This is a genomic window from Acidimicrobiales bacterium (genome assembly GCA_033344915.1).
Taxonomy (GTDB): domain Bacteria; phylum Actinomycetota; class Acidimicrobiia; order Acidimicrobiales; family Aldehydirespiratoraceae; genus JAJRXC01.
Genome location: JAWPML010000001.1, coordinates 1149902 through 1169493 on the forward strand (window position 1 = coordinate 1149902; position 19592 = coordinate 1169493).

General features: G+C 68.5%; 13 protein-coding genes. 8 read left to right on the plus strand and 5 right to left on the minus strand.

The features are described 5' to 3' along the window. Positions 1-14 precede the first annotated feature (14 nt). Together rplU and rpmA are read left to right on the plus strand one after the other, a co-directional pair. Entirely contained in the window at positions 15-323 is a 309-nt protein-coding gene (gene rplU / locus R8F63_05500) for a 50S ribosomal protein L21 (GenBank protein ID MDW3218050.1), read from the plus strand. A 6-nt stretch (positions 324-329) separates the two neighbouring features. After that, positions 330-581 carry a 50S ribosomal protein L27 gene (gene rpmA / locus R8F63_05505; protein ID MDW3218051.1) on the plus strand — a complete coding sequence of 84 codons (252 nt, stop codon included), beginning with the start codon at positions 330-332 and terminating at the stop codon, positions 579-581. Between the two features lie 9 nt (positions 582-590). Here the strand turns inward: rpmA and R8F63_05510 are convergent, their stop codons facing one another. Further along, positions 591-1712 (minus strand): HD domain-containing protein, encoded by a 1122-nt coding sequence (locus tag R8F63_05510; protein MDW3218052.1) that lies wholly within the window; start codon positions 1710-1712, stop codon positions 591-593. 163 nt (positions 1713-1875) lie between these two features. On the opposite strand from R8F63_05510, the gene R8F63_05515 reads away from it, so the two are divergent. The 5 genes from R8F63_05515 to proB are packed head-to-tail and all read left to right on the plus strand — an operon-like array spanning position 1876 to position 6973. Further along, the gene (locus tag R8F63_05515) at positions 1876-2469 is read left to right on the plus strand and encodes a pilus assembly protein (protein MDW3218053.1); all 594 of its coding nucleotides are present in this window, start codon (positions 1876-1878) and stop codon (positions 2467-2469) included. Next, entirely contained in the window at positions 2466-3071 is a 606-nt protein-coding gene (locus R8F63_05520; protein MDW3218054.1) for a TadE/TadG family type IV pilus assembly protein, read from the plus strand. Before R8F63_05515 ends, R8F63_05520 begins: the two co-directional genes overlap by 4 nt. Next, positions 3068-4579 (plus strand): Tad domain-containing protein, encoded by a 1512-nt coding sequence (locus R8F63_05525; GenBank protein MDW3218055.1) that lies wholly within the window; start codon positions 3068-3070, stop codon positions 4577-4579. The genes R8F63_05520 and R8F63_05525 overlap by 4 nt, the downstream gene beginning before the upstream one ends. Before the next feature lie 49 nt (positions 4580-4628). After that, positions 4629-5870 (plus strand): GTPase ObgE, encoded by a 1242-nt coding sequence (gene obgE / locus R8F63_05530; GenBank protein ID MDW3218056.1) that lies wholly within the window; start codon positions 4629-4631, stop codon positions 5868-5870. Further along, positions 5867-6973 carry a glutamate 5-kinase gene (gene proB / locus R8F63_05535; protein MDW3218057.1) on the plus strand — a complete coding sequence of 369 codons (1107 nt, stop codon included), beginning with the start codon at positions 5867-5869 and terminating at the stop codon, positions 6971-6973. Before obgE ends, proB begins: the two co-directional genes overlap by 4 nt. 33 nt (positions 6974-7006) lie before the next feature. Here the strand turns inward: proB and R8F63_05540 are convergent, their stop codons facing one another. Genes R8F63_05540 through R8F63_05550 form a run of 3 tightly spaced genes read right to left on the minus strand, consistent with a single transcriptional unit; the run spans position 7007 to position 10213 of the window. Then, positions 7007-7798 carry a PspA/IM30 family protein gene (locus tag R8F63_05540; GenBank protein MDW3218058.1) on the minus strand — a complete coding sequence of 264 codons (792 nt, stop codon included), beginning with the start codon at positions 7796-7798 and terminating at the stop codon, positions 7007-7009. Positions 7799-7838: 40 nt separating this feature from the next. Next, the gene (gene murJ / locus R8F63_05545; GenBank protein MDW3218059.1) at positions 7839-9506 is read right to left on the minus strand and encodes a murein biosynthesis integral membrane protein MurJ; all 1668 of its coding nucleotides are present in this window, start codon (positions 9504-9506) and stop codon (positions 7839-7841) included. Continuing rightward, complete coding sequence (locus R8F63_05550; GenBank protein ID MDW3218060.1) at positions 9503-10213, minus strand: hypothetical protein; 711 nt, start codon at positions 10211-10213, stop codon at positions 9503-9505. The genes murJ and R8F63_05550 overlap by 4 nt, the downstream gene beginning before the upstream one ends. A 41-nt stretch (positions 10214-10254) precedes the next feature. Here R8F63_05550 and R8F63_05555 point away from each other — a divergent pair, with 41 nt between their 5' ends. After that, entirely contained in the window at positions 10255-11508 is a 1254-nt protein-coding gene (locus R8F63_05555; GenBank protein MDW3218061.1) for a glutamate-5-semialdehyde dehydrogenase, read from the plus strand. A gap of 21 nt (positions 11509-11529) precedes the next feature. Here R8F63_05555 and R8F63_05560 read toward each other — a convergent pair whose 3' ends face one another. Continuing rightward, positions 11530-19422 carry a Calx-beta domain-containing protein gene (locus R8F63_05560; protein ID MDW3218062.1) on the minus strand — a complete coding sequence of 2631 codons (7893 nt, stop codon included), beginning with the start codon at positions 19420-19422 and terminating at the stop codon, positions 11530-11532. Between the last annotated feature and the right edge of the window lie 170 nt (positions 19423-19592).

Below are 19592 nucleotides of genomic sequence, written 5' to 3' on the forward strand. Positions count from 1 at the left end.
ACAATTGCCGACCTATGTACGCAGTAGTGAAGACCGGCGGTAAGCAGTACCGCGTCGAGGAAGGCCAGACCCTCGAGGTCGAGCGCCTCGGCGAGCCCGGCACCGACGTGAGCCTCGACCCCGTGCTGGTCGTCGACGGCGAAACCGTCCTCGCGACCCCTGATCAGCTGAAGGGCGCCTCCGTGTCCGCCACGGTCCTCGAAGAGGTCAAGGGCCCCAAGATCAACGGGTTCGTCTACAAGAACAAGTCGAACAACCGGAAGCGCTACGGCCATCGGCAGACGCTGGCTCGTATCGAGATCACCGGTATCACGAAGGGCTGATCGACCATGTCGAAGACCAAGGGCGGCGGGTCGACCCGCAACGGCCGCGATTCCAACAGCAAGCGCCTCGGCGTGAAGGTCTATGACGGCGGCCAGGTGCTCGCCGGCGCCATCATCGTCCGTCAGCGTGGCACCCGGATCCACCCGGGCGAGAACGTCATGAAGGGCGGCGACGACACCCTGTTCGCCACCGCCGACGGCAAGGTGAAGTTCGGGCAGCGGCGCGGCCGCAAGCTCGTCGACATCATCCCCGGCTGAGCCGGCGCGTCAGTCGACGCCGCGGGGAAGCCGTTCAACCGAGAGACCGAGCCATTCGCCGGCGGCCCGTCGCGCGTAGCGGTCGGTCATGCCCGCGACCCACTCGACGGACGCCCGGCGCCGTCCCGCCTCGCTGTCGTCGACGAGCAGCCGCGCGGGAATGCGGGTGGGATCGGCGGCCAGGAACTCGACGAGGCCCTGGAGCATGTCGACCACCAGGGCGGCCTGCTCGCGTGACTCCGGCCGCAGATAGATGCGCTCGTAGTTGAACGCCCGGAACGCGGCGAGTGCCTCGGCGAGATCGGGGGTCATCCCGATGCGGCCGGTCGCCTCGGTCGCGTCGATCATGGCGCCGATGAACGCGGCGAGCTGGGTGCGCCGACTCGCCCCACAGCGCTCGAGGACCAACTCGGGTAGCTCGTCGGTGCGCACGACGCCGGCCGTGGCCGCGTCCTCGAAATCGTGACAGACGTAGGCGATGCGGTCCGCCCAGCTCACGACCTCGGCTTCGGGCGTGGACGGCGCCGGGCGTGACCAGGAGTGGTTGCGAATCCCGTCGAGGGTCTCCACACAGAGGTTGAGGGGGGTGAGGGTGACGTCGGCCCCCCACACCGCGTGGTCGAAACCGGTGTCGAGGTAGGGCGCGAGGGCGTCCTCGCTGGCATGACCGCCCGGCCCGTGGCCACAGTCGTGGCCGATGGCGATCGCCTCGGTGAGCGGCACGTTGAGCCCGAGGGCCCGGCTCACGCTGCGGGCCACCTGGGCGACCTCGAGGGCATGGGTCAGGCGGGTGCGCTGGTGATCGTCGGGGAAGACGAAGACCTGCGTCTTGCCGGCGAGGCGCCGGAAGGCGGACGCATGGAGGATGCGGTCCCGGTCGCGTTCGAAACACGTGCGGGTGCGATCCGGCGCCTCCTCGATCGCGCGATCTCCGGCGCCACCACTCCGCGTGGCACCGGCGCGCAGCGACTGGTCCTCGATGGCCTCGCGCGCTTCCCGGTCCAGGCCCGGACCGCTCGCCACGACCGCGTGCGAATCGGCGTGCGCCACCTCGACACCATCTTCGTCGTGACCGCGCATCGTGGCGCCCCAGCCGTGTTGTCGCTCGGTGAGATCGTCGGTGGCAGCCATCGGCGGGAGCCTAACCGCCCACCCGGGTGGGTCGTTCGACTCAGTGACCCGGGCCTCTTCGGCCAGAAATTGGGGCCCGTTGGCTCAACCACACGCCGTGAGCTGCCGACACTCTGAAGAGATGGCACGAGCCATCTTTTCTAGTGGTCGAGTGGGAGAGCCGATGCGTTGCCGACGCGGGCGAGGAGAACGAGGAGCGACCCTGGTCGAATCGGCGTTGATCACGCCCGTGCTCCTGCTCTTCGTGTTCGGCATCTTCGAGTTCGGATTCGCCTTCCGCGACTATCTCGCCGTGTCCAACATCGTGCGTGACGCAGCCCGCGAGGCGAGCGTGGCCGGCAACGCCACCGATGCCGACTACCGGATCCTGCGCGCCGTGGATCGAGCTGCTTCGGCGCTGCCCGATGGTTCGATCGACCGCCTGATCGTCTTCGAGGCGACGAGCGCCGAGTCCACCCCGCACGCCGACTGCATCGCCGGCACCTCCCGGGGCCCGACGGGAAGTGAGCGGTGCAACGTCTACGACGCCTCGCACCTCTCGCTTGCGGAGGGCGAGTTCCTGTGCGCACCCCTGCCGGCGCCACCGGACCCGGACTACTACTTCTGCCCGACCGACCGTGACGTCATCGTCGGCAACCTCGACTATGTCGGCATCTGGGTGCAGGTGACGCACGAGTACATCACCGGACTGTTCGGCGACACCGTGACGTTCACCGATCAGATCATCCTCAAGCTCGAGCCCCAGGACCACTCATGATGCGACGGCTGATCAACCGGGCGCGGCAGCGCCGGCTCGACGGCGACAAGGGCGTGGCGATGGTCGAGATGGCCATCGTGGCCCCGTTCCTCGCCCTCATCGTGGCCGGCATCGTCGAGTACGGAACCCTGTGGCGCGACGACCTGACCGTGACGAGCGCGACCCGTTCGGCGGCGCGTGTGATCTCCAACGCCGGTGACACGGAGGGTGCCGACTACGAGGGCATCCAGTCGCTCCGAGCGGCGCTCGAGTCGATCGACGGCGTGACCATCGAGGGAATGCTCGTCTACAACGCCTCGGCGGTCGACGGCGAGCCGAACTCGTCGTGTTTCCTCGGCGACAACCCGGTGAGCAGCACGGGATGGTGCAACTACTACAGCGCCGCCCAGATCCAGTCGTTGACCCCCGCCGACTTCTCGGCGTGCACCGGCCCGGACGCCTCGTGGTGCCCGACCGGACGTGACGACAACCAGACCGGCGGCACCGACAAGGTCGGTGTCTGGGTGCGGATCAACCGCGAGTACTTCACCGGCCTGATCCCGGGCGACGGCGTCACCATCACCGACTTCTCGGTCATGAACATCGAACCGGAGCCATCGTGAACCGTTCCACCCGCACCCCCCGCGAGTTCGCCCGCGATGCCGGCTACGCCGTCGTCATGACGGCGCTCATCCTCGTTCCGTTGCTCGGCTTCGCCGGCTTCGCGGTGGACGTGGGTGCCTGGTACAGCCGGGCCGCGTCCCTCCAGCGTGCCGCGGACGCGGCGGCGCTCGCCGGCGTCGTCTGGCAGCCCGACTTCTCGACCGCCGAGACGGAGGCCCGGGCCGCCGCGGCGCGCAACGGGTTCACCCACGGGGTGGACAACATCGAGGTGCTCGTCACCAATGCCGGTACCCACCAGCTGAAGGTCGAGATCATCGACACCGACGCGGAGATGTTCTTCGCCAGCCTGTTCCTCGACAACGTGACGATCGGGCGCCATGCGATCGCCGAGTACGCGGAGCCCGTCCCCCTCGGATCGCCGGCCAATGTGATGGGGTTCGGGACGGAGTCGATCGGAGGGGAGGCGCCCTCGTACGCCTGGACGGCGATGATGGGTCACTGCACCCACTCCGCCTACGGCGACCTGCTGAGCCTCATCGCCGACGACGACTTCAGCAACAACAACAACGACTGCGGGACCCGGGGGACGAATCCGTACCACGAGGACGCGGGCTACGAATGGATCATCGAGATCCCGACGGCATCCAATGTCGACATCAACATCTGGGATGTCGGCAACTGCAAGAACTCGGATCGTCCGGTCAACGCGGCCCAGAACGACGACTACGACACCGCGATCCAGTTCCGATTGTTCGCCCCCGACAACACACCGTTGACCTTCGCCGACAATCCGCAGTACGGCTCGACCGTCATCGGCGCGGACCAGGTCGGGTGCGGTGTGTGGACGACGCTCTGGACCACGAACGGGACGCCGGGGCAGTGGGTCCTGCGCACGGCGATCCTCGACAGCGACGACGAGCAGCTGTTCGACGACGAGGGGGGACCCGACGAGGGTGGCCAGAACTACTTCTCGATCTGGGCCGACTCGCCGGTGACGACCAACTACTGCCTGACCTTCGCCGACGCGAACTGCCCGGGCGTCTACGCCAACCAGTGGATGCCGGTGCGAACCCAACCGCCGACCGACGGCAGTGCGCCGGCCGAGTTCTACCTGGCCGAGATCGAACCGCAGCACCAGAGCAAGACCCTGATCATCTCGCTGTGGGACCCGGGCGAGGGCATGGAGTCGATGGAGGTGCTGGATCCCAACGGTGATCCCGTGGACTTCACCTACTCGACCGCCTATTCGGTCAAGGGCACGCCGGTCGGCGTGTCGACCCCATCGCTCTGCGGAAACGGCGTCGACCCGTACTGCCTGTGGGTCACCGGCGCCGTCTGGGACGGCCAACTGGTGCGGATCGAAGTGCCACTCGCCGGTCTCGACTGGGGCAGCTACCCGAACGACTGGTTCAAGGTGCGCTACACGCTCATCACCGGGCAGACGTCGGCTGACTGGACCACCTGGGGTGTCGAGGTCGTCGGCGACCCCGTCCGCCTGCTCGAGTAGGCGCCGGAATTACCACGAGACGGCGGCGACATCCCCGTAGCCTTGCGGGGTGTCGTCGTTCGTCGATGAGTGCAACATCAACGTGAAGGCCGGAGACGGGGGCGCGGGTTGCGTCGCGTTCCGGCGCGAGGCCCACGTCGCCAAGGGCGGTCCCGACGGCGGCGACGGCGGCGACGGTGGTTCGATCTGGTTCGTGGCCGACCTCAATGTCGCGTCGCTGTTGGCCTTTCGTGACCACCCGCACCGCAAGGGTGAGAACGGCAAGCACGGGAGCGGTTCGAACCGCCACGGCGCCCGGGGCAAGGACCTCGAGGTGGCGGTGCCCGTGGGCACCGTGGTCCTGGACCACGACACGCGCGAGCCGCTCGCGGACCTCGTGAACCCGGGCGACCGGTGGCTCGCGGCCCGGGCCGGCGAGGGCGGTCGGGGCAACGCCCGCTTCCTGTCGAACAACCGCCGGGCTCCCTCGTTCGCCGAGCAGGGCGAGCACGGCGAGGAACGCTGGCTCCGGCTCGAGTTGAAGCTGCTCGCCGACGTGGCGATCGTCGGCTTCCCGAACGTCGGCAAGTCCACACTGATCAGCCGTCTGTCCGCGGCGAAGCCGAAGATCGCCGACTATCCGTTCACCACGCTCGAGCCGAATCTGGGCGTCGTGCGCACCGATGACGACTTCGAGATGGTCCTCGCTGACATTCCGGGGTTGATCGAAGGGGCGAGCGACGGCAAAGGGCTCGGTCACCGATTCCTGCGCCACGTCGAGCGCGCCCGCGTGCTGCTGCTGCTGTTGGACCTCGCGCCCTACGACGGCGTGTCGCCCGAGGAGCAGGAACGGGTCCTTCTCCAGGAGCTCGGGAACTACCGACCCGATCTGCTCGAGCGACCCCGTCTGGTGGTCGGCAGCCGCGTCGACATGGCTCCCGACCATTCCTTCGACGGACCGACGGTGTCGTCGATGACCGGTGAGGGGCTCCGGGAGCTCGTCGGCCGCCTCCGCCGGCTCGTGGAGGAGGCCCGTCAGGAGGTGCCCGTCGGCGAGGCGATCACGATCCATCATCCGGTGTCGAGCGAGATCGAGTTGACCCGCCACGACGACGGCTCGTGGGAGGTGCTCGGCCGCGCCGCCCGCCGGGCGGTGGCCCTCAGCGACCTCACCGACGACGAGGCACTGGCCTACGCGCAGACCCGACTCCAGCAACTCGGCGTCAACACGGCGTTGGCCCGCGCCGGAGTCCAGACCGGCGACGAGGTTCGCATCGGCGATTTCGCGTTCGAGTACGAAGAGGACGCATGAGCGAGCACCGCACGATCGTCGTCAAGGTGGGCACGTCCTCGATCACCGACGACGACGGGGTGATCGACCGCGCCGCGATCGCGAAGCTGTGTGACGAGGTCGCTGCCGTGCGGGAGGCCGGTCACCGCGTCGTCGTGGTGACCTCCGGGGCCATCGCCGCCGGCCTGCCGGAGATCGGCCTCGGTGGCCCGAACCGGCCGACCGACACGATCACGCTCCAGGCCGTCGCCACCATCGGCCAGGTGGCGCTCATGGGTGTGTACCGGGAGGCGCTCTCGGCCCACGGGCTGATCGCCGGTCAGGTGTTGCTCGTCCCGCTCGACTTCATCGTCCGGACCCAATACGTCCACGCCGGGCAGACGCTCGTACGGCTGCTCGAGTTGGGCGTCGTCCCGGTCGTGAACGAGAACGACGCGATCGCCGACGACGAGATCCGCTGGGGGGACAACGACCGCATCGCCGCCCTCGTGGCCAATCTCGTCGACGCGGATCAGCTGATTCTCCTCACCGACACGCCGGGGGTGTTGACCGCCGATCCGCGGGTCGATTCGACGGCCTCACTCATCGAGGAGATCGTCGAGATCGATCACCAGACCGAGGCACTCGCCGGCGGCGCCGGCTCGGCCCGGGGGAGCGGAGGCATGGCGTCGAAGCTCACCGCCGCGAAGATCGCGGCGTGGTCGGGGGTGTCGTCGGTGATCGCCCACGCAGACCGGGACGGGGTCGTGCAGGACGCCGTGGCCGGTGTCGCGGGTGTCGGTACGGTCGTCCGGGCCCGCGAGAACCGTTTGCCGGCTCGCAAACTGTGGATCGCCTTCGCCGTGATCGCGCGGGGTTCGGTCGTCGTCGACGCCGGGGCGCGGTCCGCGCTCGAGCGGGGCAAGTCCCTGCTGGCCGCCGGTGTGCGGGAGATCATCGGCGACTTCGACGCGGGGGCGCCCGTCGAGGTGATCGACACCGATGGAGAGATCTTCGCCAAGGGCCTCGTCCGCCACACGGCCACCGAGCTCCGTGCTGCCGCCGGTCGACGCAGCGACGACCTCCCGGCCGGCGCGCCGCACATCGTCGTGCACGCGGACGACCTCGTCGCGCTGCCCCGCTGATCCGCCCCGGCGGCGGTACCGGCCGCGGCCTGGCTACTCGGAGGCGGGTTCTTCGGCGGCCTCGGTGGCCGTCTCGCTGATCGCCTCGACCGGGGAGGCCGCGGACTCGATACCGAGCTCTTCCTTGATGCTGGCGAGCCGGCTGTGGGCCTCGACGTTGCGGGCGGCCTTCTCGATCTCGAGCATCTGGGTCTCGACGTTGCCCTCGGTCAGCTCGGCGTGCGCCTTCGCCTTCGCGTAGCGGGCCTCGATCTTCTCGCGGACCTCGTTGAAGGTCGGCACGTCCTCGCCGACGGCCTCGGACAGCGTGTTCATCGCCTGGTTGACGCTCTCCTGCATCTTGGCCTGGTCGAGCTGGCTGAGCAGGGCCTGCTTCTCGGTGAGCTTCTTCTGGAGGAGGTCACTGTTCTGATCGACGGCGTTCTTGGCCTGTTCGGCTGCCTCGGAGGCCTGGAAGTGGAGGCTCTTGAGGCTCTCGATCTCACCCTCGAGAGTGAGGAGGCGGTTGGCGAACTGTTCGGCGGCGTGGGTGTAGTTGTCGCCCTTCTCCTCGTTGCCCGACGAGTAGGCGTCGTCGGCCATCGTGACGGCCTGGCGGGCGTTGCCGTTGACCCGCTCGAGCTCCTCGATGGCCCGGTTGAGGCGAAGCTCGGTCTGCTTCTGGTTCGCGATGACGTTGGCCGCCTGCTGACGCAGCCGCTTGTGCTGGTCCTTCGCCTCCGTGATCGCCTGCTCCAACTGCACTTTCGGGTCGGCGTTCTCCTCGAAATTGCCCGAGAGCCTCGCGACGAGGTACTTCCAACGCTTTTTCAGATACTGGAGCATGGCGTCGATCGTAGTTCGTGAAGCGTAGGACGCACGGTCGTCAGCGCCAGATGAGCCGTCGGGCCGGTCGGAGCAGCAGGTCCGCGTCACGCACGCCCATCCGGAAGCACACGATCGCGTAGGTGGCGACGGCGATCGCCCCGCAGATCACCGCCTCGACGAGCAGCGGCAGCGGGTCGACGCCGAGCTTGACGGCTGCCGTCACGACGAACGCCACCGCGGCGGCGCGCGCCGGGCCGAGGAGCGACGCGCGGGGATCGCCGAGATCGGGAACGGTCCGCCGCACGAGGGTTGCCAGGAGTGTCAGCTCGACCCAGGCCCCGATCGCGGAACCGACCGCGAGGCCGACGGCGCCGAGACGGACCGGACCGCCGAGTGACCGGATGCCCTCGTCGAGCGGCGCGAAGCCGAAGCCATCGCCGACGAGGCCGTCCGGTCCGACCACCACATGGTCGAGCGGGAACATGAACAGGACGCCGATGACCGCGGCGATCGCGACGCGGACCGCGGCGATGCGGGCCGGGCCCCTGGTGTCGCCCACCGCGTAGCAGGTGTTCTGGAGCAGCCGGCTGGCCCCGATCGCGGGGAGTCCGAGGGCGTAGACGCCGAGGATGAACCACACGAGCACGCCGTCGGTGCCGTCGAACTCGCCGCCCTGGAACAGCACCCCGACGAGAAGATCACCGGCTGCGATCATCACGAAGCTCGCCAGCAGCATCCAGAAGGCGATGCGGTCGAGACTGCGTCGGGTGCGAGCGACGAGGGCGGTCGGATCGTCGACGAGCCGCGACATCTCCGGCAGCTCCGCCGCGGCGACGCTCATCGCGAACAGCGAGACCGGCAACGTGTAGAGCATCTGGGCCTTGAACAGGGCCGAGAGGGCGCCCGCCGCGAGGAACGTCGCGAGGATCAGATCGAGATACGCCGAGATCTGCACGACACCGCGGCCGAGAACGGCGGGCGTGAACCGTCGCCGGATCTCGCGGACGTTCGGATGCCAGTTGTCCGGGCGGAACCGCATCCCCCGGGCGAGTCGTTGCACCGTCGGGAGCTGCACGAGCAGCTGGAGCGCGCCGCCGACCGTCACCGCGATCGCCAGGCCTCGGGCCGCGTCCTCCAGCGCCCAGTCCCGCCACCAGATGAAGAGCAGGGCGACCACCTGGGCGAGGTTCCAGATCACCGGCGCGGCGTAGGGGAGGAAGAAGTGACGGTGACTGTTGAGGATGCCGAGGCACCACGCCGACATGACGAGGAAGCCGACGCCGACGGCCATGATCTGGGTGAAGTCGACGGCGAGCTCGAACCGTTCGCCCTGGAGGCCCAGGGCGAGGACCCGGGTGATCGGGCGGGCGGCGAGCACGAGCACGAGGACGGCGATGCCGGTCACGATCAGCAACAGGGCACCGACCGCGCCGGCCACCCGGTTGGCGTCCGCCTCGTCGTCGGCCTCCAGCATCTGGCTGTAGACGGGCACGAAGGATGCGGAGAGGACCCCCTCGCCGAGGAGGTTCTGCAGCAGGTTCGGGATCCGGGCGGCGGCGGCGAACGCATCGGCGGCCAGCGACAGGCCGAGGACCCTGCTCGTGACCATCTCCCGCAGCAGCCCGGCGATGCGGGACAGGCCGATGCCCGACGCGACGAGAAGCGACCCGCCCCGGGCCGATGGTGACTGGGGTTTGCGGTAGCGCCAGCGGGGCTCGCCCGTCATGTGTCGTTCCCGACCTCGTCGAGCGCGATGCGGAGGCTGTCGAGCTCGTCCACCATGCCGCCGACCTGGCCCGCGAGCTGTTCGATCTCGATGGTTCCGCCGGTGCGGGTGGCCAGTTCACCGACCCGGGTGATGGTCTCCTCGAGCCGCGCCGCGATCACTTCCAGGCGTTCACGGGTGTCGTCCTCGCGCCGGCGAAGCCGCTGGTAGGAGTCCTTCTGCGCCTGGGCGGCGCTGTGGCGCGGATCGCCGGAGTCGGTCGAGGCCAGGGTGCGGTCGAGTTTCGCGACCTTGACGCGGTTGCGGGCGTCGGTGAGCTGCTGTCCTCGCTGGGCCACGTCCCAGGTGACGTCGACGGCGTGGGTGAGCTGACCCTCGACGTCGAGTAGTCGGGTGCGCAGCGGCCCGTCCTCGGCCGCAGCGAGCGCGTCCGCGAACTGGCGCTGGGCGGAGAGGGCGTCGCGGACGAAGAAGCGCCAGGGCTCGCGCAGAGCGAACGGGTCGACGCGGGGGACGAGTCCGCCGATGCGGCGAGCGACGACGCGGGCAGCGGCGACCCGGCCGACCCAGGTCGCGACACCGAGCGCCGCGGCGACGACCCAACTCCCCGACAGCAGTCGTCCGCCGGCGACGGCCGCGACGACGAGCCCCACGGTGATCGGTGAGATCGTGGTGAGGAGCACGGTGGGCTCGAGCCGGCGCGACATCGTGGCGAGGCTAGTCCTGCGGGCCGGTAGCCTGGGGTCTCGTGACTGCCACACCGACCCCCATACCCGCCCTGGCGGCCCGGGCCCGGGCCGCATCTCGAGCGCTCGCCATCGCATCGACGGCGCAGAAGGACGCGGCGCTGCACGCGGCGGCGGACCTGCTGGTCGCCAACGCCGAGCCGATCATCGAGGCGAACCGCGTCGACGTCGAGCGGGCCGAGACGGACGGAATGGCCGCGCCGCTGGTCGACCGGCTGCGGTTGGATGTCGGCCGCATCGAGAACATGGCCGGCGGCCTGCGTCAGGTCGCCTCACTGGCGGACCCGGTGGGGGCGATCACCGACGGATGGGTGCGCCCCAACGGCCTGCGCATCGAGAAGGTGCGGGTGCCGCTCGGTGTCGTCGCGATCATCTACGAGAGCCGCCCCAACGTCACCAGCGACGCGTTCGGGCTCTGCCTGAAGTCGGGCAACGCGGCCTTCCTGCGCGGCTCGTCCTCCGCGATCGACTCGAACCTCGCGATCTCCGCCGTGCTGCGCGACGCCATCGCCAAGGCCGGTCTGCCCGAAGACGGCCTGATCGTGGTCGACGACACCCGCCGCGAGGCCGCCATCGAGTTCATGCAGCAGCGAGGGTTCGTCGACTGTCTGATCCCGCGCGGTGGCCCGGCGCTGATCCAGTCGATCCTCGACAACGCGACGGTGCCCTTCGTGATCGACGGTGCCGGCAACTGCCACGTCTACGTGGACGCCGCGGCCGACCTCGACATGGCGCGCGAGATCGTGTTCAACGCCAAGACCCACCGCACCGGCGTCTGCAACGCGGCGGAGTCACTCGTCGTCCACGCCGACGTTGCCGACGCCTTCCTGCCGATGGCGGTCGCCACGCTCGAAGGCGTGGAACTGGTCGGTGACGATGAGGCCCGCGCGATCGCGCTGTCGATCGGCGCGGCGACCGAAGCCGACTTCGCGGCCGAGTTCCTCGACATGAAGATGAGCGTCAAGGTGGTGGCGGATCTCGACGAGGCGATCGCGCATGTCAACGACACGTCGACCGGTCACAGCGAGGCGATCGTCACCGGCGACATCGCAGCCGCCGACCGATTCACCCGCGAGGTCGACGCCGCCGCGGTGTTGGTCAACGCCTCGACCCGCTTCGTCGACGGCGAAGAGTTCGGCTTCGGCGCCGAGATCGGGATCTCCACCCAGAAGCTCCACGCCCGCGGTCCCATGGGCCTCGAGCAGTTGACGACCGAGAAGTTTGTCGTCCGCGGCGACGGCCACGTGCGCGGCTGACCGACTTCGACCCTCGTCGGCCTACGGATCGTCGTCGATGATGCTGCCGATCCCGAGCCCGAAGAAGGTCGGGTCGATGGACGCATTGGCCGATGCGTTCGAGAACGAGACCACGATCCACTCGCCGAACAGCGCGGGTGGCTCGTCCAGGAGGTCCCCGAAGACCTCGATGGTCACGAACTCCTGGGTGTCTCCCGGCACGAAGGTCACCGTGCCCGATGCGGCGGCATAGTCGACTCCTGCGGTCGCAATGCCGTCTCCACCGTTGTCGAATGTCGTCCAATCAACCGTGATCGTCTCGGCCGACGGATTCGACAGCGTGACGGGGATGTCGACGAAGACGGAACCGGCGTCGCCTTCGAGCACGGAGCCGTACCCCGGGGTGATCGTCGGCGGGGGGTCGTCGTCGATGATGCTGGCGATACCCACGCCGAAGAAGCTCGGATCGATCGCCGCATTGGCGGACGGGTTCGAGAATGCGACCGGGATCCATTCGCCGAAGAGTGCGGGCGGTTCGTCGACCAGATCGCCGAAGATCGTGATCTCGACCGTCTCGCTGGTCGATCCCGGCAGGAATGTCACCGTTCCCGACGTGGCGGTGTAGTCGACGCCCGGCGTTGCGATGCCGGGACCGGCGCCGAAGGTGACGAAGTCGACCGTGACCGGCGTCGCCGCCTGATTGGAGAGCGTCACCGGGAGGCTCGCGATCGTGGACCCGGCGTCGCCCTCGGCGATCGTGACGATCCCGGGGGTGATGACCGGCGTCGCGAAGACGGTGACGACGGTCGAGTCGGTGGCGGTGCCGCCGTCGCCGTCGGTGACTCGGACGTTCACGGTGTTCGCCCCGTCGTCAGGGAACGAGCAGGGGCTGGTGTTGCCGGGCTGGGGTCCGACTTCGTAGGTGGCGTCGTTGTCGCAGTCGAATTCGTAGCTGAGGGTGTCGGCGGGGACGTCGGACGCGTTGACGGTGATCGTCGCGGAGGTGCCTTCGTCGACCGGTCCGTCGTTGGTGGTGGAGGAGATGATCGGGTCGAGGTTGGTGACGCTCACGACGGTCGAGTCGGTGGCGGTGCCGCCGTCGCCGTCGGTGACTCGGACGTTGACGGTGTGGCTGCCCTGGTCGGCGAACGAGCAGGGGCTGGTGTTGCCGGGTTGGGGTCCGACTTCGTAGGTGGCGTCGTTGTCGCAGTCGAATTCGTAGCTGAGGGTGTCGGCGGGGACGTCGGACGCGTTGACGGTGATCGTCGCGGAGGTGCCTTCGTCGACCGGTCCGTCGTTCGTCGTCGAGGAGATGATCGGGTCGAGGTTGTTCACCGTGACCACCGTGGTGTCCGTGGCGGTGCCGCCGTCGCCGTCGGTGACTCGGACGTTCACGGTGTTCGCCCCGTCGTCAGGGAACGAGCAGGGGCTGGTGTTGCCGGGCTGGGGTCCGACTTCGTAGGTGGCGTCGTTGTCGCAGTCGAATTCGTAGCTGAGGGTGTCGGCGGGGACGTCGGACGCGTTGACGGTGATCGTCGCGGAGGTGCCTTCGTCGACCGGTCCGTCGTTCGTCGTCGAGGAGATGATCGGGTCGAGGTTGTTCACCGTGACCACCGTGGTGTCCGTGGCGGTGCCGCCGTCGCCGTCGGTGACTCGGACGTTCACGGTGTTCGCCCCGTCGTCAGGGAACGAGCAGGGGCTGGTGTTGCCGGGCTGGGGTCCGACTTCGTAGGTGGCGTCGTTGTCGCAGTCGAATTCGTAGCTGAGGGTGTCGGCGGGGACGTCGGACGCGTTGACGGTGATCGTCGCGGAGGTGCCTTCGTCGACCGGTCCGTCGTTGGTGGTGGAGGAGATGATCGGGTCGAGGTTGGTGACGCTCACGACGGTCGAGTCGGTGGCGGTGCCGCCGTCGCCGTCGGTGACTCGGACGTTCACGGTGTTCGCCCCGTCGTCAGGGAACGAGCAGGGGCTGGTGTTGCCGGGTTGGGGTCCGACTTCGTAGGTGGCGTCGTTGTCGCAGTCGAATTCGTAGCTGAGGGTGTCGGCGGGGACGTCGGACGCGTTGACGGTGATCGTCGCGGAGGTGCCTTCGTCGACCGGTCCGTCGTTCGTCGTCGAGGAGATGATCGGGTCGAGGTTGTTCACCGTGACCACCGTGGTGTCCGTGGCGGTGCCGCCGTCGCCGTCGGTGACTCGGACGTTCACGGTGTTCGCCCCGTCGTCAGGGAACGAGCAGGGGCTGGTGTTGCCGGGCTGGGGTCCGACTTCGTAGGTGGCGTCGTTGTCGCAGTCGAATTCGTAGCTGAGGGTGTCGGCGGGGACGTCGGACGCGTTGACGGTGATCGTCGCGGAGGTGCCTTCGTCGACGGGTCCGTCGTTGGTGGTGGAGGAGATGATCGGGTCGAGGTTGGTGACCGTCACCGTGGAGACGGCGACACCCTCCTTTCCGAAGCTGTCCGTGACCGTGTAGGTCACCGTGTACGTGCCGTTGTCCGCCGGCGTGAACGAGAACGCCTGATTGGTGCCGTTCGGCACGGTGTCGCCGTTGTCGGGGTTCACTTCCCACAGGAAGGTGTGGGTGTCGCCGAAGGCCGCGATGTCGGGGTCGGTGAACGTGCCGGCATAGGAGACCAGGGTGCCCTCGTCCTGGGTCGGATCGCCCAGCGCGTCGGGCACCGGCCAGATCGTCAAGGTGTGGAGCGTGACGTCGACGCCCGGGTTGTACTGCACCTGCCAGGTGTGCGCCGCGCTGTCGATGCTGTGGGGCGGCACCGCGGTCGCCGGGCTGTTCTCCGTGGTGCCGGCGACCGCGTCGGCGAGGGTGGCGAAGTCGCCGCCGGCGACGCCCGCGGAGCTCACGATGACGAAGTCGGTCTGACTCGGCGGGACGTAGCTCCCCGTCGGAACGACGGTCAACGTGCCGGCGAGGCTGACCGTCCCGGTCACCTGACCATGGTCCACCCCGGCCCCGCCGGTACCGACGACTTCGACGCGGAGTTCGCCGGTCGCCGACTGCGTGAAGTTCGTCGCGGTCGTCACCGCGTCGCTGCCGATCGCGAGGGTCCCCTGGTTGACGGAGATGCCTTGGAACGTGACCGTGCCGGTCGTGTCGATGTCGACGGTGCCGTTGGGGCTGATCGTGAGGGTCGGATCGGTGCCGCCGAGGTCCTGGAGGAACGCGTCGAAGGTGATGTCGAGTGTGGTGGGGGTGGTGTCGCCGACGATGAGCTGGGCGCCGGTGCCCATCTGCATGGTTCCGGCGGTCCACGTCGCCGTGCCGCCGTCGAGCGTGAGGATCGCGCTGGACTCGAGTTGGGACGCGGCGCCGTCGAAGGTAACGGCGCCGTTCGCGGTGACAGGCAGGGTGAAGATCTCGCCTTGGGTGAACGTGAACGCCCCATCGAGGGCCAGCGAGCCGCTGCCGTAGAAGCCGGCACTCGTCGTGACGGCGGCGAGGGTGGTGCCCCCGGCGATCGTGGCGTCGTCATTGACGATGATCGCCGAGCCGCTGGTCCCCGTGTGGGAGAGATCGCCGGTGGCGGTGACGGTGCCGTTGAAGGTGAGGTCGCCGGTGCTGGTGACCGTGATGTCGTCGATGGTGATGTCGGCGGCGATCGTGGCGGCGCCCCCGGCGCCGGAGTGGAGGTCGCCGTTGAAGGTGAACTGGGCGGTGGGGGTGTCGATCGTGGTCAGGCCGTAGAACTCGATCGCGCCGGTGCCGGCGATCGTCGATGCCGCGGTGAAGGTGTGGTTTCCGTCGAGTAGGAGCGTCGATGTCGCGGGAATCGTGACGGCCGAGGTGGTGGTGCCGCCGCTCGTCCAGGAGAGGGTGTCGACGTCGGTGAGGGTCAGGGTGCCGTTGTGGTCGATGTCGGCCTGGACGAGGACGTCACCGGTCGTGTCGATGTCGACGGTGCCGTTGGGGCTGATCGTGAGGGTCGGATCGGTGCCGCCGAGGTCCTGGAGGAACGCGTCGAAGGTGATGTCGAGTGTGGTGGGGGTGGTGTCGCCGACGATGAGCTGGGCGCCGGTACGCATCTCGATGTCGCCCGACGTCCAGGTGGCAGTGCCGCCGTCGAGCGTGAGGATCGCGCTGGACTCGAGTTGCGACGAGGTGCCGTCGAAGGTCACCGCGGCATTGGCGGTGACGGGCAGGGTGAAGATCTCGCCTTGGGTGAAGACGAACGGCCCGTTGAGAGCCAGCGTGCCGGCGCCGTAGAAGCCGGCACTCGTGGTGGTCGCGGCGAGGGTGGTCGTGCCGGCGACGGTCGATGCGCCATTGAAGACGATCGACGCGCCGCTCGTGCCGGTGAGGGAGAGATCGCCGGTGGCGGCGACGGTGCCGTTGAAGGTGAGGTCGCCGGTGCTGGTGACCGTGATGTCGTCGATGGTGATGTCGGCGGCGATCGTGGCGGCGCCCCCGGCGCCGGAGTGGAGGTCGCCGTTGAAGGTGAACTGGGCGGTGGGGGTGTCGATCGTGGTCAGGCCGTAGAACTCGATCGCGCCGGTGCCGGCGATCGTCGATGCCGCGGTGAACGTGTGGTTTCCGTCGAGTAGGAGCGTCGATGTCGCGGGAATCGTGACGGCCGAGGTGGTGGTGCCGCCGCTCGTCCAGGAGAGGGTGTCGACGTCGGTGAGGGTCAGGGTGCCGTTGTGGTCGATGTCGGCCTGGACGAGGACGTCACCGGTCGTGTCGATGTCGACGGTGCCGTTGGGGCTGATCGTGAGGATCGGGTCCGTGCCGCCGAGGTCCTGGAGGAACGCGTCGAAGGTGATGTCGAGTGTGGTGGGCGTGGTGTCGCCGACGACGAGCTGCGACCCGGTGCCCATCTCGATGTCGCCGGCGGTCCAGGTGGCAGTGCCGCCGTCGAGCGTGAGGATCGCTCCCTGCTCGAACTGGGACGAGTTGCCGTCGAACGTGACGGTGTCATTGGCGGTGATCGCCAGCGAATGGATCTCCCCGCGCGAGTAGATGAAGGCGCCGTTGAGCGTCAGCGGGCCCGACCCGTAGAACCCCGCACCCGTGGTGGCCGCGGCCAGCGTGGTGGTGCCCGCGATGGTGGATGCGTCGCCGAAGACGATGGCGGCGCTGCTGGTCCCCGTGAGCGACACATCGCCCGTCACGGTGACGGCGCCGTTCAAGATGAGATCACCGTTGCTTGTGACCGTGATGTCGTCGACGGTGATGTCGGCGGCGATCGTTGCCGCGCCCCCGGCGCCGGAGTGGAGGTCACCGGTGAAGGTGAACTGGCCGGTAGGGGTGTCGATGGTGGTGGTTCCGAAGAACTCGATGGTGCCGGTGCCGGCGATCGTCGATGCCGCGGTGAAGGTGTGGGTTCCGTCCAACTCGAGCGTGGAGGTCGCGGGAACGGTGACGGTCGACGTGGTGGTGCCGCCGAGTTCCAAGGAGAGGGTGTCGACGTCGGTGAGCGTGAGGGTGCCGCTCTGATTGACGAAGGCCTGCATGACGACGTCACCGGTGGTGTCGATGTCGATGGTGCCGTTGGGGCTGATCGTGAGGATCGGGTCGGTGCCGCCGATGTCCTGGAGGAAGGCGTCGAAGGTGATGTCGAGGGTGGTGGGGGTGGTGTCGCCGACGATGAGCTGGGCGCCGGTGCCCATCTCGATGTCGCCCGACGTCCAGGTTGCGGTGCCGCCGTCGAGTGTGAGGATCGCGCCCTGCTCGAACTGGGACGAGTTGCCGTCGAAGGTGACGGTGTCGTTGGCGGTGATGGCTGTCGAGAAGATCTCTCCGCGGGAGTAGGTGAAGGGGCCGTTGAGCGTGAGGGGGCCCGGTCCGTAGAAACCGGCACCGGTGGTGGTGGCGGCCAGCGTGGTGGTGCCGGCGACCGATGACGTGTCGCCGAAGACGATGGCGGCGCTGCTGGAGCCCGTGAGCGATACGTCGCCCGTCGCGGTGAGGGCGCCGTTGAAGAAGACGTCGCCGCTTCCCGTGACCGATACGTCGTCGACGGTGATGTCGGCCGCGATGGTGGTGGCGCCGCTGTTTGCGGCGGAGTGAAGGTCGCCGGTGAAGGTGAACTGGGCGGTCGGGGTGTCGATGGTGGTGGTCCCGAAGAAGTCGATGGTGCCGGTGCCGGCGATCGTCGATGCCGCCGTGAAGGTGTGGGTTCCACTCAGCGCCAGGGTCGAGCTCGACGGGATGGTGACAGTGGAGGAGGTGGTGCCGCCGCGGTCCCAGGCGAGGGTGTCGACGTCGGTGAGCGTGAGGGTGCCGTTGTGGTTGACGGCGGCTTCGATGGTGACGTTGCCGGTGGTGTCGATGTCGATCGTGCCGTTGGGGGACGTCTCGAGGATGGGGTCGGTGCCGCCGAAGTCCTGCAGGAGGGCGTCGAAGGTGATGTCGAGGGTGGTGGGGGTGGTGTCGCCGACGATGATCTGCGACCCGCCGGACATGTCGATGGTGCCCGACGTCCACGCGGCGGTGCCGCCGTCGAGGGTCAGGTTTGCACCGGACTCGAGCTGCGACGAGCCGCCGTCGAAGGTCATCGTGTCGTTGGCGGTGATGGCTGTCGAGAAGATCTCTCCGCGGGAGTAGGTGAAGGGGCCGTTGAGCGTGAGGGGGCCCGGTCCGTAGAAACCGGCACCGGTGGTGGTGGCGGCCAGCGTGGTGGTGCCGGCGACCGATGACGTGTCGCCGAAGACGATGGCGGCGCTGCTGGAGCCCGTGAGCGATACGTCGCCCGTCGCGGTGAGGGCGCCGTTGAAGAAGACGTCGCCGCTTCCCGTGACCGATACGTCGTCGACGGTGATGTCGGCCGCGATGGTGGTGGCGCCGCTGTTTGCGGCGGAGTGAAGGTCGCCGGTGAAGGTGAACTGGGCGGTCGGGGTGTCGATGGTGGTGGTCCCGAAGAAGTCGATGGTGCCGGTGCCGGCGATCGTCGATGCCGCCGTGAAGGTGTGGGTTCCACTCAGCGCCAGGGTCGAGCTCGACGGGATGGTGACAGTGGAGGAGGTGGTGCCGCCGCGGTCCCAGGACAGCGTGTCGACGTCGGTGAGCGTGAGGGTGCCGTTGTGGTTGACCGCCGCCTGGATGCTGACATTGCCGGTGGTGTCGATGTCGATCGTGCCGTTGGGGGATGTCTCGAGGATGGGGTCGGTGCCGCCGAAGTCCTGCAGGAGGGCGTCGAAGGTGATGTCGAGGGTGGTGGGGGTGGTGTCGCCGACGATGATCTGCGACCCGCCGGACATGTCGATGGTGCCCGACGTCCACGCGGCGGTGCCGCCGTTGAGCGTGAGAATCGCGCCCTGCTCGAACTGCGACGAGCCGCCGTCGAACGTCACCGTGTCGTTGGCCGTGATCGTCAGGCCGAAGATCTCGCCCTGGGAATACGTGAACGGCACGTTCATCGTCAGCGAGCCGGACCCGTAGAAGCCGGCCCCGGTGCTCGAGGACGCCAACGTCACCGTGTTCGAACCCGAACTGTTCACCGTGGCCGTGTCGCTGAAGACGATCGAGGCACCGGCATTGCCGGTGAGCGACACGTCGCCGCTTGCCTCGACGGCGCCCGCGAAGTGCACGTCGGCGCTCAGCGTGACGACGAGGTCGCCCGCGAGCGTCGACAGATCGGTGGTGCTCGTGGTGGTGAGCGACCCGCCCGAGACGGCCAGGTCGCCGTCGGCGTTGGTCTGGAGACTCAGGATGGACGTGGTGCCGCTGCTGTAGGTGACCGTGACCGGCGCGCCTGGTTCGATGCAGACGTGATCCGCGGCGCCGGGTACCACGTTCGTGTCCCAGTTGTCCGCCGTGTGCCACGAGTCGTCGACGCCGCCGCCGTCCCAGTTGATGGTGCACGCGGCCGCCGATGCCGGCGTGTTCGCGAACGCGAGAACGACGGTGATGACAGCGGTGAGGACGACCGCAACCGCTGCGAACGGCCACCGACCTACCAGTCGAGGGTGAATTCCGCGCATTTCTGCCTCCTCTCGGAGACGAGATCCGTTCGCCGCGCCCGCCCCCGACCGATTTGAGCCGCACTTCGACCGTAGCGAAGGCGTTCCGGACCGGCAATTGCACTGCACCGCCGGTACGCCTTCGGAACAGGCCGCGGAAACGGTTACGGGACTGTGGTTAACGGCCGCTA

Excerpts from the sequence above, each read along its gene's own strand:
- murJ (MDW3218059.1), bottom strand. The coding sequence starts at position 9,506 with ATGACGGGCGAGCCCCGCTGGCGCTACCGCAAACCCCAGTCACCATCG.
- rpmA (MDW3218051.1), top strand. The coding sequence starts at position 330 with ATGTCGAAGACCAAGGGCGGCGGGTCGACCCGCAACGGCCGCGATTCC.
- R8F63_05560 (MDW3218062.1), bottom strand. The coding sequence starts at position 19,422 with ATGCGCGGAATTCACCCTCGACTGGTAGGTCGGTGGCCGTTCGCAGCG.
- R8F63_05515 (MDW3218053.1), top strand. The coding sequence starts at position 1,876 with ATGCGTTGCCGACGCGGGCGAGGAGAACGAGGAGCGACCCTGGTCGAA.
- R8F63_05520 (MDW3218054.1), top strand. The coding sequence starts at position 2,466 with ATGATGCGACGGCTGATCAACCGGGCGCGGCAGCGCCGGCTCGACGGC.
- R8F63_05550 (MDW3218060.1), bottom strand. The coding sequence starts at position 10,213 with ATGTCGCGCCGGCTCGAGCCCACCGTGCTCCTCACCACGATCTCACCG.
- proB (MDW3218057.1), top strand. The coding sequence starts at position 5,867 with ATGAGCGAGCACCGCACGATCGTCGTCAAGGTGGGCACGTCCTCGATC.
- R8F63_05540 (MDW3218058.1), bottom strand. The coding sequence starts at position 7,798 with ATGCTCCAGTATCTGAAAAAGCGTTGGAAGTACCTCGTCGCGAGGCTC.
- rplU (MDW3218050.1), top strand. The coding sequence starts at position 15 with ATGTACGCAGTAGTGAAGACCGGCGGTAAGCAGTACCGCGTCGAGGAA.
- R8F63_05510 (MDW3218052.1), bottom strand. The coding sequence starts at position 1,712 with ATGGCTGCCACCGACGATCTCACCGAGCGACAACACGGCTGGGGCGCC.